A 15,223-nucleotide genomic window follows, 5' to 3' on the forward strand; every position below is an offset into this window, starting at 1 on the left:
CATAAACCGCGAGTCGAGTGGAGTCTTCTAGGCATGATCGCTGGTTTGATCGGCTTGGGACTGCTTACGCTCTCCTCTTTGCTGGACAGTCAATCCTTGGCAGCCTCGCAATTTCAACGCCAGATTCTTTTCCTCATTCTGGGCGCTGTTGTGCTGGTTGGTCTCCTATTTACCGACTACCGCAGGCTTTTGCCGTACTGCAGGCATCTGTATGCGGCGACGCTTTTGCTAATGCTCTGCTCGCTTTCCTTGATCCCTACAAGGATCCTCTCGGTGCAGGCTACCAAACGGTCCAATCGATCGAAGCGATTCGTTCTGCAGGCTGGTGGGGGCATGGGTTTGGCGCGCAGCTGGCAGAGCTGCCGGTGACGGAGTCTGACTTCGTATTCGCCTATTTGGTTTACAGCTTTGGCTGGATCGTAGGAGGAGCCGTGCTATTGATCGGGATTGTGCTGCTGTATCGTATTCAAAGAGCGATGGGTCAAGTAAAGGACCGCTTTGGCAGCTTGCTGATCCGGGGCTTGATGGCTGTCTTTTTCGTGCCATTCTTCTGGAGCATTCTGATGGCGCTGGGCATCGTTCCAATCTTCTCTGTCAGCCTGCCGTTTATAAGCTATGGCGGCACACAATTTGTGCTTCAAATGGCGGTGTTTGGGATCATCCTGAGTGTGTATCGGAGAAAGGATATCACGGTACTTGCGGCTAGCCGATAGATTCTTGCCCAAAATCTTCCTTTCATAGGGTAAGATGAATAGAAAACGAGACGGCTTGGAGGGCTGGTATGGTTACCTTTAGAATCGCCACTGCAAACGATTTGGATCAAATTGTACAAATGCTGGCCGACGATGAGCTCGGAAAAACGAGGGAGCGCTACGAAACGCCTCTTCCGGAAAGCTATGTAAAGGCCTTTGAAGCGATCAGCTCCGACCAAAATAACGAGTTAGTGGTTGCTTGCCTCGGGGAAGAAATTGTGGGGGTGCAGCAGATTACGTTTACTCCTTATTTGACGCACCAGGGGAGCTGGAGAGCTACGATAGAAGGAGTGCGGACAGCATCGTCGGTAAGAGGCAGAGGAATCGGCAGCCAGCTCATTGGATGGGCCATCGATCGTGCAAAAGCGCGTGGATGCCACCTTGTTCAGCTGACAACAGATAAAAAGAGAGAGGATGCCCATGTCTTTTATGAACGCTTAGGCTTTCAGGCGACTCATGAAGGGATGAAGTTGAAGCTTTGATGGGCTAGGCTAGGCAGGATCAAATGCGCAGATTGCATTTGGTCTTTTTTATTAGCCAGCAAGTTTTCTATGGGGTATAGAAAAAGACTAAATAAACAAAATATTAAGAATATATTGACTAGTATATAAACATAATTTATCATGATAATAAATCATTATCAAATCAGTGGAGAGAAACGAAAATTACATAGGAATAGCGGGGTGATTACCTGTAGCAAGTCTTAGCGACTGTCGTGCCGTGCGAAGAATTTCTTCTCATTCGTGTGAAAAGGTCTAGTCTAAGGGGGCATACAGAATATGCGATTGACCCGAACGAAACAGGTAGTCTGTTCGCTTTTGCTCGTGACATCTCTCTTGGCCGGCTGTGGAAAGGAGAGCGCTGCGCCTGCCCCAGCATCAGGTACGCCCGGTACGGAGGCAAAGGTAAGCGGCGGAGAATTTATTTTCGGTCTTGCTAGTGAGCCCACTGTTTTAGACCCTGGTGTAGAACCGAGCGCTGCCGGCTACCGGGTGTTCCGCCAGATATTTGACAGCCTCGTGGTAGAGACAGCCGATCACAGCTTTAAGCCGTGGCTGGCTACCTCGTGGGAGATCAGCCCTGACGCCAAGCAGTTTACGTTTCACCTGCGAAAAGATGTAAAATTCCACGATGGAACTCCCTTTAATGGGGAAGCTGTGAAATTCAATTTTGATCGCATCGTAGATCCAAAGACAAAATCACGCTTTGCCGTCTCCCTGATCGGCCCCTATGATTCCTCGGAAGTGATTGACGAGTACACCATCCGCGTAAATTTCAAACAGCCTCATGCGCCATTCATGGAAGCATTGAGCCAGGCATTTTTAGGAATGGCATCTCCGACTGCCGTGAAGAAGTTCGGTGACAAGTTTGGACAAAACCCAGTAGGAACAGGTCCCTTTGTTTTTGAGAAATGGATTCAGAAGAGTGAGATCGCCTTAAATAAAAATCCTGATTACAACTGGGCTCCCGAAACCGCAGGCCACACAGGGGCAGCTTACCTGGACAAATTGATCTACCGCATCATCCCTGAGGATTCCACACGAGTCGGCTCTGTACAAAGCGGTCAGATCGCCGCAGCGGAAACCATTCCTCCGCAAAACATTGTTGCTTTCAAGAACGACAGCAACATCCAGATGCTAGAAGCTCAATCGCCTGGCTCCCCCTACACGCTTATGCTCAATACAACCAAACAGCCGTGGGATGATGTCAAGGTACGTACAGCAGTCATGCTGGCGATCGACATGGACACCATCGTAAAAACCTTGTACATGGGCACCTACCAAAGGGCATGGGGGCCATTGACACCCTCCACTGCAGGCTATGATCCAAAGGTAGAAAACTCCTGGAAGCCTGATACGGCAAAAGCAAATCAGCTGCTCGACGAGGCTGGCTGGACCGAGCGGGATGCGAACGGCACCCGGATGAAAAACGGTCAGCCACTGGTGATGAACTATCTGATTGGAACGCCAAACCGGGAAAAACGCCATGATATCGGTACGATGATGCAGCAGCAGCTCAAGCAAATAGGAATCTCCGTAAAAATCGATCTCCAAGCGACCAACGCCGTCGTCAGCGCTATCATGAATGGGCAGTATGACATGACTGGGACAAGTCTCGTACAGGGAGACCCAGATGTCTTGCGCTCCATTTACCACTCTATCAACACACCTACTCCCCAAAAATTCGCCTTTAATCTCGGACACTTGGAAAACCCGGAAATCGACCAGCTATTAATGGACGGCTTAAAGAGTACAGATCTGAAGGTTCGCTCTGACATTTACGCCAAAGTACAAGAGTATCTGATCGAAAATGCACTGACCCTGCCAACTTATGTATTTCCTTATACCGTTGCGGCGCAAAAGGAATTCACGGGCATTCAGTTTGACTCGCGCGCGTACCCCTTGTTCTACGATGTCGCGAAAACACAATAGTAGAACCACGCTGGAGGAGAAGTAGGAGGCGGTTTCCATGATTGGTTTTCTAGTGCGGAGGATTCTCGCTGCCATTCCGGTCCTATTCGGTGTAGCTACACTGGTGTTTTTCATTCTCCGCCTCCTGCCTGGCGACCCGATCGCGCTCATGCTCGCGGGTGCTCCGGCAGACGAGGAGACGATGAACAACCTGCGCCAGCAATTCGGACTGGATCAGCCATTAATCATGCAATACTTCACGTTTTTGGGACATATCGCCACTGGGAACTTTGGGCAATCCTTTGTCAGAAGTGAGCCTGTGATGGGGATGATTGGAGAGCAGTTCGTCTCTACCCTGATGCTGACCTTGGCGAGCACAGTAATTGCCGTCGTACTGGGAGCGGTACTGGGGGTCATCTCCGCCATTCATCGAAATGGCTGGGCAGACTTTGTCATTCGGATCATCAGTTTACTGGGGATTTCGATGCCTACTTTCTGGTCAGGGATCTTATTGATACTCATATTCTCCGTCCACCTGAACTGGTTTCCCGCGACCGGATCAGGCGGCTTCAGCAGGCTGGTGCTCCCTGCTTGTGCCCTCGGCTTGGTGGGCGCAGGCTTTATTGTCCGGATGGTCCGCAACAGTATGCTGGAGGTCATCAATGAACAGTTCATTATGACACTGCGCTCGAAGGGGCTGTCAGAGAGGATCGTCATGTACCAGCATGCTTTGCGAAATGCACTGATTCCTGCCGTCACGATGGTTGGCGTGCAAATCGGTGAGCTGCTCGCAGGAGCGGTGATTATCGAAACGGTTTTTGCCAGACAAGGGTTGGGGCGGTTGATCGTCGATGCCATCATGAACAAAGACTTTCCCACCGTGGAAGGAGCGGTACTGTTTACGGCAATCGTCTACGTCGTCGTCAATATTCTCGTCGATGTTTCCTACTCGGTGATTGATCCGAGAGTCCGAACATCCAATTAGGGAGATGAGCCATCCATGAAATATTTGTTGAAAGCAGAACGCGTTCTCAGCGGAAGAAAAGGGGAAGTCATCAAGAATGGTGCTGTATTGGTAGATGGGGAGTCAATCGTGTCCGTAGGGTCAGCAGATGTCGTAGGCGCACATATCGATCCCAATGTGAAGGTGATCGATTTCGGCGAACGGACACTGATGCCTGGAATGATTGACTGTCACGTCCATCTGGGATTCGACGGAAGTGCAGATCCAGTGACACGTATGAAAAAAAGCACCGACGAACAGCTTCTGGTGCTCATGCTGTACAATGCGAGGCTGCTCCTGCGCTCTGGAGTAACGACTGCCAGGGAAATGGGAGCGAGAAGCTTCCTGGACCTGGTCGTGAAAGAGGCGATCGAGGAAGGAACAGCTGTCGGTCCAAACCTGCTTGTAAGCAATCGTCCCATCACCAGCACCGGTGGGCACTGCTGGTTTATGGGCTGCGAATGCGACGATACCGTAGCGGTCAAGAGAGCCGTTCGCGATCATGTGAAAGCAGGCGCAGATTTCATCAAGATCATGCATACAGGCGGGTTCATGACGAAAGGTTCAGCGCCCTGGTACAACCAGTTTGATCGCAAAGAGCTGGAAACCGCTACGTATGAATCACATCGGCTGGACAAAAAAATTGCCGTCCATGCCCATGGAGCGGTAGGGATCAAGGATGCTGTCGATGTCGGCGTTGATACGATCGAGCACTGTTCGTGGGTCACTTCCAGTGGCTACGACTACTCGGAGGAAGCGGCAGAGAAAATCGTGGAAAAAGGAATTCACATCTGCTTGACGACTAATGTGGGTTGGGGAAGAATGAGCGGTCAATGGCTGGAGGAACGTTTGCAAAACATCAGTCGGATGAAGGCGTTGGGGATGAAATTTATCGCGGGGACAGATGCGGGAATCAATCTGGTTCCGCATGACAAGTACGTCGGAGGACTGGAAGCCCTTCAGATGGTGGGCCTCTCCAACGAGGAGATCATCGAAAGCGCAACGATCGTCGCAGCTGAAGCCTGTGGGATCGATCAAACGGTGGGAACGCTTGCGCCGGGAATGCGAGCAGACATCATCGCAGTCGACGGCAATCCCCTCAGCAATATTTCGGACCTATGGAATGTCGATTGGGTCATGCGAGCAGGAACCGTTCCTGATTTTGCCCAGCTGTAAGGCAGTCCTATTTCATGAGAAGGGAGGAAGGAAAGTGTCTTCTCAAATCACCCCTGCGTCCGTAAAAGGCACCGTACAAAAGACAAAGGTCAGGCATGCCCCTAAACTCAGCTACGTCAAAAAGCTGCCTGTCATTTTTGCCAGCATGGTCGTGGCATTCACGGTTCTTTGTGCCATCTTTCCCAGTTTGATCGCTACTTCGACACCGACTGAAATGGACAGTACCGCTCTCCTGCAGGGACCTGGCATCCAGCATTTGTTCGGAACCGATCATTATGGCAGAGACGTCTTCAGTCTGGTTGTCTACGGCAGCCGCGAATCGCTCATTGTCGGGATCGCATCCGTTTTGGTTGGGGCCGTGATTGGGGGAGCCATCGGATTGATTGCGGGGTACGCAGGCGGAGTGACCGAAATGCTGCTCATGCGTTTCATTGACATTCTGATGACGCTCCCGGGTATATTGCTGGCATTGACGATTGCAGCTGTTCTGGGCCCCAGTACGATGAATGTTATCATAGCCGTCAGTATTTCATCTGTGCCGAGTTATGCCCGCATTATGCGCAGTCAGGTACTCAGCGTCAAAAGCCGTACATTTATCGATGCAGCACAGGCAGTAGGGACTTCTCACACCCACATTTTGTTCCGGCATATTCTTCCGAACTCCCTCTCTCCGCTACTGGTTGTAGGGACAGTAGGAGTAGGAGTTTCCATTCTGGTCAGCTCCGGTCTGAGCTTTCTTGGTCTGGGCTCGCAAGGAGAAATTCCAGGCTGGGGGCAGCTTCTCTCCGATGGTCGGGACTATCTCACCGTAGCGTGGTGGATTGCGACTTTTCCGGGGCTAGCGATCACGCTCCTCGTTCTGTCGGTCAACTTGATTGGGGATGAACTGCGGGACATCTTTGACCCCAAAATCAGCCATAAGAGATGAATGCATGTAAAAGCCGGTCGTTCGATCTGATCTTTTCGGAAAGGAAGAAGCCGCGTGGAAGAACTTTTAGATGTGAGGGACCTGACTGTTGACTTTATGACGAAAACCGGCTTGTTGACCGCGATAAACGAAGTATCCTTTCACATCAAAAAAGGAGAAATCGTCTGTCTGGTAGGCGAATCGGGGAGCGGTAAGACCATCACTTCGCTGTCGATTATGCGTCTGATCGAGCACGCAAACGGGCAAATCGCGGACGGCACGATACGGTTTGCCCAGCAGGATATCGCACAAATGCAGCAAGAGGAAATCCGCAAAATACGCGGGAAGAAGATCGCGATGATTTTTCAGGAGCCGATGACAGCTCTGGACCCGGTTTTCACGATTGGCTTTCAGATTATGGAGGTCATTCTCCGCCATGAGCCCGTGAGCAAGGAGGACGCCTGGAAGCGTGCCGTCTATTTGCTCCAGCGCGTCGGGATTCCTGAGCCAAAGATTCGGATGAACCAGTATCCGCACGAGCTGTCGGGCGGCATGCGCCAAAGAGCCATGATTGCCATCGCCTTGGCGTGCAATCCTGAGCTGCTGATTGCGGATGAACCGACGACGGCGCTGGATGTCACGATTCAATCGCAAATACTCGACCTGCTGCGTGAGCTAAAAGACGAGTTTCAAATGTCCATTTTGTTGATAACGCATGATTTGGGAGTAGCGGCGGAAATGGCTGACCGGATAATCGTGATGTACACAGGGAGGGTCGTGGAGCAAGCCACTGTCCATCAGCTGTTTGAGCAGCCCTATCATCCGTATACCCAGGGCTTGCTGCAATCAATTCCTTCTATTGATGTAGAAAGAGGAGGCAGATTGCACTCCATCAAGGGGACGATTCCCAGCCTGACGAATCTTCCCTCTGGCTGTCGCTTCCAGCCTCGCTGTCCGCATGCAACCCTGCATTGCGAGTCCCACGAGCCCATGCTGGCAGAGCTGGACGGGCGGCAGGTAGCCTGCTGGCATGCAAAGGAAATCGCGGAAAGAGACAAAGACGAGCTTCTCTTTCAGGCAAAGCCGGCAAGCGGAGAGAAACAACGAGCGGAGGCAGGTACCCAAGAGGATCCTAACAGAAAAGTGCTGATCGACGTCCAGGATTTGAAGAAGTACTTCCCGATTAAAAAAGGAATCCTGAACCGCGTAACCGGGCAAATCAAGGCGGTCGATGGCGTGACTTTTCAAATTTTCCAAGGAGAGACCTTTGGGCTTGTCGGGGAATCGGGCTGCGGCAAGACCACCCTCGGCCGTACCTTGCTTCGCCTGCAACAGGCGACAAGCGGGCGCGTTTTATTTGAAGACCGCGATCTTTTTCAGATGAATGGGAAGGAGATGCGTGAGGCGCGCAGAGAGATGCAAATTATTTTTCAGGACCCGTATGGCTCGCTGAATCCACGCTGGACAATCGGCGATATTATCGAGGAACCGCTGCGCGCACATGGCTCTTTGCAAGGGCAAGACCTGAAATATCGCGTGCAAGAGCTGCTGGAGTGGGTTGGTCTGGACCCGGCCTGGTATAAGCGCTACCCTCATGAATTCTCAGGGGGACAGCGCCAAAGAATCGGTATCGCCCGAGCCATTGCCTTACAGCCCAAATTCATTGTGGGCGACGAAGCCGTGTCGGCGCTGGACGTCTCTGTTCAATCACAGGTCATTAATTTGCTTTGCGACCTGCAGAGCAAGCTGGGCCTGACCTACCTGTTTATTGCCCACGGTCTCGATGTTGTCCGGCATATCTCCGACCGAATCGGAGTGATGTACTTAGGAAAGCTCGTGGAGGTAGCTCCGACCGACGAGCTGTTCACGCACCCCACGCATCCGTACACAAAAGCACTCCTCTCCGCGATTCCTGTACCGAACCCGGAGAGGAGGCGGAGCTCGATCAAGCTGGAAGGGGAGATTCCCTCTCCTGCCAATCCTCCTTCGGGCTGCCGTTTTCGGACGCGTTGTCCTGCGGCGACAGAACGCTGCAAGTCCGAGATACCAGAGCTAAAAGAAGTGGGCAAGGGACATTGGGTTTCCTGTCACTTCGCCATGTAGCAGGCATACACCTAGCTGCCCTCGGTACGCCACTGGGGGCTTCCTTTCCTTTGCCTGCGAAAGGCAGGATGATTGACCTTACTTGGAAAACAAATTATTATTGAAATAAATTATTCTCACGAGGTGAAAGGTTTGGAATCAAAGCTCAGCAACTACGTGCCCCTGGTAGAATTTTTGGGAAGTGTGCTAGGGAGCCATTGCGAAGTAGTTCTTCATGATGTCAGCAACATTGAAAGCTCCATTGTAGCGATCAAAAACAGTCATGTAAGCAGCAGGAAAGTCGGAGGCTCTTTGACGGATTTGGCTTTGCAAATTCTGAAGGAAAAATCGTATCTGGAAAAAGACTTTCTGATCAACTACTCCGGCAAGACAAAGGATGGCAAGGTAGTGCGTTCTTCCACGTTTTTCATTAAGGACGAGTCGGGCAATGTAGCTGGTATGCTTTGCATCAATATGGATGTCAGCTCGCTGGTAGAGACGCGAAATCATCTGGAGGAACTGATTCAAGGGGTAAGTATCGCGGCTCCTGGCGGTTTAAATCTGGAAGGGAAGTGTCTGGATGCGGTTGTGAATCCGATTGAAGATCTGCACACCTCGATTGAAGATCTTACTACTTCGATCATCATGAAAACGCTTTCTGAGGTAGAGGTTCCACCAGACAGAATGTCGCCCGAAGAGAAGATGAGAGTCGTACAACGCTTGTCTGAAAAGGGTGTATTTTTAATCAAAGGCGCTGTTGCTGAGGTCGCCAAGCATCTGAAGACATCCGAAGCGACGGTGTACAGGTACAACAGTAAAATTGATCAGTAAAGCGACAGCCAGACAGGATCGCAGGGACCCTAACTAGATCAGAGAAACATCCATCCGCATGGAGTAAGGAGAGGAAGTTCACTGGCTGGAAAAGGGTCGTTTTCGTAAATGTCTGAAAATTTAAAAAGGTTGATTGACTATTGTTTGATAATATTTTATCATGTAAATAAATTATTATTAAAGGAGGTGATCAGGCATGCCCACTTGTATTCATGATGCAGCATCTTTAGCCGCGTTTTTTACGAGTACTTTTGGAAGTGGGTCGGCAGCAGGATGGGTAGCTAGCGGTATGGTTCTTGTTTTGTTCGCGGGGCTGTTCGTAACCTTTCGTAGAAAAGCGGAGTAGAAAAGAGGAGGGCGCCGAATGCGCTACGATTTTGACAAAGTAATCAATCGATTGAATACCGCCTCGGTCAAATGGGACGAAGTAGATCGGATTTTTGGCGATAAAGATCTTCTGCCGCTTTGGGTGGCCGACATGGATTTTCAAGTTCCGGCTCCGGTCACAGATGCACTGAGAGCGCGCGTAGAACACGGGATTTTCGGCTACACAGAAAGACCGGAGAGCTACTATGAGGCCGTGATCGGATGGATGGAGAGAAGACATCAATGGTCCGTGCAAAAGGAATGGATTTGTCATTGTCCGGGCGTAGTGCCCGCCTTGAGCTATCTGGTTCAAGTCTTTACCCAGCCGGGAGACAAGGTCATCATCCAGCCGCCTGTCTACCATCCGTTTACCAGCGTGGTCGCCGATAACGGACGGGAGGTCGTCCACAATCCTCTGAAATACGAACAGGGACGCTATTTTATGGATTTCGAGGATCTGCGCCAGAAGATGGACCCGAGCGTCAAACTGCTCATCCTGTGCAACCCGCACAATCCTGGTGGTAGAGTGTGGACGAAGGAGGAGCTGACGGAGCTCGGGAATATTTGCCTCGAAAATAACGTCATGGTCATTTCTGACGAGATTCATGGCGACCTGATATTGAAAGGGCACAAGCACATCCCGTTTGCAGCTATTTCCGAGGAGTTTGCCCAAAACAGCATCATCTGCACAGCTCCGAGCAAAACCTTTAACATGGCAGGCATGCAAACCTCCAACATCATCATCCCGAATCAAGAGTATCGCGAAGCTTTCCAAAAAATGATGAGCACGCTGGTACTGAGAATGACCAATACGTTCGGGGTCGTCGCGACTGAGGCGGCGTACCGGCATGGCGACGAATGGCTGGATCAGCTGCTCGTGTATTTGCAGGGCAACCTCGACTTTTTAACGGAGTATATCGAGACCCATATTAAAGGAATCAAGGTGATTCAACCGGAAGGCACCTACCTCGTCTGGCTGGACTGCCGAGAGCTGGGCATGGACACAAAAGGCCTTCAGGAATTTATGGGGAAGCAGGCGAAGGTAGCCGTGAATCAGGGGCATGTCTTCGGTCCAGGTGGAGAGCAGTTTATCCGGTTGAATATGGCCTGCCCACGTTCGTTGATCGAAGAAGGACTGGAGAGAATTGCAAAGGCGGTAAGCAGCTGCCGAAGTGTAGCCAATTAAAAAGAGGAGTGGAGGAATACCCATGAGCAACGATAGCTTGTACAAACGTTCGAACAGTCGCAGACTCGCAGAGTTAGGAAAATTGGCACCGACCACGTTTCAGGCATTCAACACCTTTAATCAACAGGCGATGGCGGAGGGAGTGCTGCCCGTCAAGCTGAAAGAGCTGATTGCTGTGGCAGTCGCACACGTAACCGGCTGCCCGTATTGCATTGATGCTCACGTCAAAAAAGTAAAGCGCCTGGAAGCGACGAAGGAAGAGATGGCAGAGGCGATTTTGGTCGCAACGGCGCTGAAGGCAGGCTCGGCGATGGCCCATGGAGCCAATGCCCTTGCATCCTACGACGAAACGGGCGAGGACGATCTTTACACACTGGCAAACATGACGCACTACAATGAGTTCCGCAAAGAAAACGCTGAGCTGTTCCGGGCGTATGTACAGTTTTCCAGCCAAGCGATGAAGGCGGGGAAATTAGGTGAAAAAGAGAAAGAATGCATTGCAGTTGCTGTCGCACATGTCACAGGATGTGCGTACTGCATCGATGCGCATACCAAAAAGGCGAAAAAATTGGGAATGACAAAAGAAGAGCTGGCAGAGACCATTCTGGTTGCAACCGCGTTGAAAGCTGGGGCAGCGCTCGCACATAGCATCAATGCACTCGTGGCGTACGATGAATAGGCCCTAAAGGGGATGCGAGATGAAAACTCCTAAAATGTTTGCTTCGCTGGGGATTCGCGATTTCCGTTTTTTGTGGCTGAGTACAGCGATGGCCAATTCCGGTCAATACGCGTTTACCGTCGCCGCCAGCTGGCTGATTTTTTCGCTCTCCAATTCGACTGCGCTCGTTGGAGCAGCTGTATTTGCTACCATGATCCCAGGAGTCTTGTTCGGGCCTGTCATTGGTGTGATGGTTGACCGCTTTGATCGGAAATGGCTGCTGTCGATTGCTCTCTTGTGCAATGCCTGCAATACCGGGTGCTTGGCGATCCTGAGTGGACTAGGAGTCATCAACCCGTTTGTCGTCATTACCAGCGCGTTTTTCTTGGGTGTTTTCTTTAACCTGCAAATGACTTGCACCAACGCGATCATGCCGGATCTGATCCCGAAACAATCGCTGTTTAATGCCACTGCCCTCCAAGGAAGTGTGCAGCATGGAGCGGGTTTTCTGGGATCCGCATTAGCCAGTCCGCTGCTCGTGTGGGTAGGGCCGGTAGCTGTTTTTACCCTGTGCTGTCTGTTGTATACAGCGGCATGTGTGCAGTCCCAGGCGATTTCGTTTCGTCCAGCGATTCGCCACTACAGTGCCGCACCTCTGTCCGGTAATTTGTTTCACCCGATTCTGGAGGGCATCCGCTATATTCGGCAGACACCTGTGCTGAATCTTTTGATTGTCATGGTAGGGCTGCACTGTCTGCTGACGATGGCCTATACGTCGCTTCTGCCGCAGTTCATTCGTGATGATTTGGCAGCAGACGGCGGGATCTACGGTACACTCATGATGCTGATCGGGCTTGGAGCGATTATTGGAAACTTGAGCACCGCTTCCATTTCGACCCCACGGGGACAGGGAATCCTCTACTTGACGATGGCAGTGGCAAGCGGTCTCTCGCTGTTTGCTCTCGGCTTCACCTATACGCCTGTGCTTGCGTTTATCGTCGGTCTCACAGTAGGAGCTTCCCAGGCCGTTTTCATGGCAATCAACCTGTCCTTTCTCTTGCAGAGGACGAGCGACGAATACCGCGGACGGGTGGCGAGTGTCAACTTCATCCTTGCTTCCGGCGCGATGGCATTCGGCAACTTCTTGTACGGATCCCTAAGCCAGATGATCCCACCCAAGATGAACATGCTGACAACAGGCGGCAGCTTTGTCATTCTCGTAGTCTTGATGCTGATTTTCTCCCCGACATTGCGATCCTTTTACCAGAAACCGGCACAGCCAAAGGAAAATCAAATGTCCAGTGTGATGTGAATAAAACGGTAGGAAGAAAAGGAGCCATTCTGATGAAAAGAATAGCAACCACGGAAGCACCAAAGGCAGTAGGTCCATACGTACAGGCAGTCGCGGCAAGGGGGGCATTCTTGTACATATCCGGACAGCTTCCCATCGATCCCAAGACCAATGAAATGGTATCTCAGGACATTTACGAGCAGACCGAGCAATCTCTGAAAAACGTTGGTGCGATTTTAAAAGAAGCAGACCTTAGCTTTGAAAATCTCGTGAAAACGACGATCTACGTCACCGATATGGATTGCTTTGACGGGATCAACAAAATATATGCGTCCTTCTTTCAGGAGGGAGCAATCCCTGCCAGAGCTGTGGTGGAAGTGTCCAAACTGCCAAAAGGGGCAAAGGTAGAAATCGAAGCGGTTGCTAACTGGGCATAAGGAATACACAAATGGAGAGCAAGGAATGGAAATGGAGGCGAACCGTCCTCCATTTTTTATTTGGGGAAAGGTGGGAGGGCAGAAGTGAGAAAGTCTCTCCCACCATAGTGTGCTGCTGCCTGGTGATGAATAAATAAAATGTTAAAAATTATTAGAATTTTGTAGCATTTAATAGGGGCTCCTTGTATAATTCTGTTTAGTAAAGCGCTTAACTTAACTTTAGCCTAAAACGAAGGAGGTAAGGAGCTTGCATACGATCCGCTTAACCTTAGCACAAGCCTTACTGAAGTTTTTAGACAATCAGTACGTCGAAATAGATGGGAAAGAAATCAAGTTCGTCAAAGGCGTGATGGGCATCTTTGGGCACGGCAACGTTACCGGCATAGGTCAGGCTCTGGAGCAGGACAAAGACGGTCTGCCCTTCATTCAGGGAAAGAATGAGCAGGGGATGGTGCATGCAGCTGCTGCCTTTGCCAAGCAAAAGAATCGGCTGCAAATCTTCGCGTGCACGACATCGATTGGACCGGGGGCTTTAAATATGGTGACGGCAGCAGCGACAGCGACGGTGAACCGCATTCCAGTGCTGCTTTTGCCGGGGGATATTTTCGCCAGCCGCCAGCCTGATCCCGTGCTGCAGCAAATCGAAATTCCCGGGGACTACACCATATCGGCTAATGACGCTTTTCGGCCCGTCAGTAAATATTGGGATCGGATCAGTCGTCCTGAGCAGCTGATGACGGCAGCGGTAAATGCGATGAGAGTGCTGACGGACCCCGTAGAAACGGGTGCGGTGACGCTGTGCCTGCCGCAGGATGTCCAGGTGGAAGCGTACGATTATCCGGCTTCCTTTTTTAGAAAGCGCATCCATCTGATCGAGCGCCGCGAGCTGACGGACAGTACAAAAGCACGTGCGCTGGAGCTGATTTTGCGAAAGGAAAAGCCACTGCTCGTAGTGGGCGGCGGTGTCCACTATTCGCTGGCGACCCAGGATGTGATTGCGTTTGCAGAAGCCCTTCAGATCCCGGTGGTGGAGACACAGGCTGGCAAGAGCGCCGTTCCTTGGGATCATCCGTTGAATCTGGGGGCCATCGGGGTAACTGGCAGTTTGGCAGCCAATCGGGTCGCAAAGGAAGCGGACTTGATCATCGGGGTCGGTACGCGATTCAGTGATTTTACGACGGCTTCCAAGTATGCTTTTCAGCACGAGGAAGTCGAGTTTCTGGCGATAAACGTAAGTCCGCTCGATGCGATCAAGCTCGATGCGACGGCCGTTTTGGCGGATGCGAAGAAAGCGCTTAACTCCCTGCAAGCGGAGCTGACGCAAAAAGAGTACAAATCCAGTTATGAGGATGCACAAATACAGGCTCTGCGCAAGGAATGGGAGGAGGAAGTCGATCGGCTGTACAGCGAGGAGCGCTCGGAAGGTCTCCCCCAGACGCGCGTGCTGGGAGAAATCAATCGCGCGCTGGGGGAGGGCGATGTGATCGTTTGTGCTGCAGGGAGCTTGCCAGGGGATCTTCATCGATTGTGGAGAAGCAAGCTGCCGAGGACGTATCACATGGAGTACGGCTTTTCCTGCATGGGGTATGAAGTAGCAGGAGCGCTCGGCATCAAGCTCGCAAATCCCGAACAGGAGGTATACGCCCTGGTAGGCGATGGCAGCTTCGTGATGCTGCATTCAGAGCTTTTGACCAGCATACAGGAAGGCCAAAAAATCAACGTGCTGCTCTTCGACAATCACGGATTCCAGTGCATCCACAACCTGCAGAGAGAAAACGGCAGCGAAGGTTTCGGCAACGAGTTCCGCAAGCGTTCGGCTGAGACAGGGCGATTGAACGGTGATTTCCTCTCCATCGACTTTGCCGCTTATGCGGGAGCGCTCGGAGTGAAAACGTATCGGGCAAGCACGCTTTCGGAGCTGCAGGAAGCGCTAAAAGCCGTGAAAAAAGAAAAAGGCTCCACGCTGATCGATATCAAGGTTCTGCCGGGGACCAACACACATGGGTACGAATCGTGGTGGCAGGTAGGGGTGGCAGAAGTCTCTACGAGCGAAAAAGTGCAAAGGGCTTACGCCGAGATGCAGAGTAAGATCGATCAAGTGAAGGGCAGGATGTAATTTTTTT

Annotated in this window: 13 protein-coding genes; all 13 read left to right on the forward strand. The window is 51.4% G+C overall.

Annotation, left to right across the window (positions count from 1 at the left end):
• Positions 1–17: 17 nt before the first annotated feature.
• The 13 genes from ACLIN2_RS04070 (at position 18) to iolD (ending at position 15,216) form a co-directional block, all read left to right on the forward strand.
• Positions 18–713, forward strand: a complete 696-nt coding sequence (locus ACLIN2_RS04070) for an FtsW/RodA/SpoVE family cell cycle protein (protein ID WP_411503278.1) — start codon at positions 18–20, stop codon at positions 711–713.
• A 68-nt stretch (positions 714–781) separates the two neighbouring features.
• On the forward strand, positions 782–1,234 hold the full coding sequence (locus ACLIN2_RS04075; protein WP_411503279.1) for a GNAT family N-acetyltransferase: 453 nt from the start codon (positions 782–784) through the stop codon (positions 1,232–1,234).
• Between the two features lie 297 nt (positions 1,235–1,531).
• Positions 1,532–3,184 carry an ABC transporter substrate-binding protein gene (locus ACLIN2_RS04080; RefSeq protein WP_411503280.1) on the forward strand — a complete coding sequence of 551 codons (1,653 nt, stop codon included), beginning with the start codon at positions 1,532–1,534 and terminating at the stop codon, positions 3,182–3,184.
• A 37-nt stretch (positions 3,185–3,221) separates the two neighbouring features.
• The gene (locus ACLIN2_RS04085) at positions 3,222–4,148 is read left to right on the forward strand and encodes an ABC transporter permease (RefSeq protein ID WP_092267283.1); all 927 of its coding nucleotides are present in this window, start codon (positions 3,222–3,224) and stop codon (positions 4,146–4,148) included.
• A 15-nt stretch (positions 4,149–4,163) separates the two neighbouring features.
• Complete coding sequence (locus tag ACLIN2_RS04090) at positions 4,164–5,342, forward strand: amidohydrolase family protein (protein WP_122961577.1); 1,179 nt, start codon at positions 4,164–4,166, stop codon at positions 5,340–5,342.
• A gap of 34 nt (positions 5,343–5,376) precedes the next feature.
• Positions 5,377–6,270: an ABC transporter permease gene (locus ACLIN2_RS04095; RefSeq protein ID WP_246070840.1), complete on the forward strand. Its 894-nt coding sequence runs from the start codon at positions 5,377–5,379 to the stop codon at positions 6,268–6,270.
• Between the two features lie 54 nt (positions 6,271–6,324).
• Entirely contained in the window at positions 6,325–8,352 is a 2,028-nt protein-coding gene (locus ACLIN2_RS04100; protein ID WP_411503281.1) for a dipeptide ABC transporter ATP-binding protein, read from the forward strand.
• Positions 8,353–8,475: 123 nt separating this feature from the next.
• The gene (locus ACLIN2_RS04105) at positions 8,476–9,162 is read left to right on the forward strand and encodes a helix-turn-helix transcriptional regulator (RefSeq protein WP_400587757.1); all 687 of its coding nucleotides are present in this window, start codon (positions 8,476–8,478) and stop codon (positions 9,160–9,162) included.
• Positions 9,163–9,526: 364 nt separating this feature from the next.
• The gene (locus ACLIN2_RS04110; RefSeq protein WP_411503282.1) at positions 9,527–10,714 is read left to right on the forward strand and encodes a MalY/PatB family protein; all 1,188 of its coding nucleotides are present in this window, start codon (positions 9,527–9,529) and stop codon (positions 10,712–10,714) included.
• 22 nt (positions 10,715–10,736) lie between these two features.
• On the forward strand, positions 10,737–11,393 hold the full coding sequence (locus tag ACLIN2_RS04115) for a carboxymuconolactone decarboxylase family protein (RefSeq protein WP_310229780.1): 657 nt from the start codon (positions 10,737–10,739) through the stop codon (positions 11,391–11,393).
• A gap of 19 nt (positions 11,394–11,412) precedes the next feature.
• The gene (locus ACLIN2_RS04120; RefSeq protein WP_411503283.1) at positions 11,413–12,684 is read left to right on the forward strand and encodes an MFS transporter; all 1,272 of its coding nucleotides are present in this window, start codon (positions 11,413–11,415) and stop codon (positions 12,682–12,684) included.
• A 32-nt stretch (positions 12,685–12,716) separates the two neighbouring features.
• Positions 12,717–13,100, forward strand: a complete 384-nt coding sequence (locus ACLIN2_RS04125) for a Rid family detoxifying hydrolase (RefSeq protein WP_092267272.1) — start codon at positions 12,717–12,719, stop codon at positions 13,098–13,100.
• A gap of 247 nt (positions 13,101–13,347) precedes the next feature.
• Complete coding sequence (gene iolD / locus ACLIN2_RS04130; protein WP_411503284.1) at positions 13,348–15,216, forward strand: 3D-(3,5/4)-trihydroxycyclohexane-1,2-dione acylhydrolase (decyclizing); 1,869 nt, start codon at positions 13,348–13,350, stop codon at positions 15,214–15,216.
• Positions 15,217–15,223 lie beyond the last annotated feature (7 nt).

This window comes from Brevibacillus centrosporus (genome assembly GCF_046622605.1).
GTDB lineage: Bacteria > Bacillota > Bacilli > Brevibacillales > Brevibacillaceae > Brevibacillus > Brevibacillus centrosporus.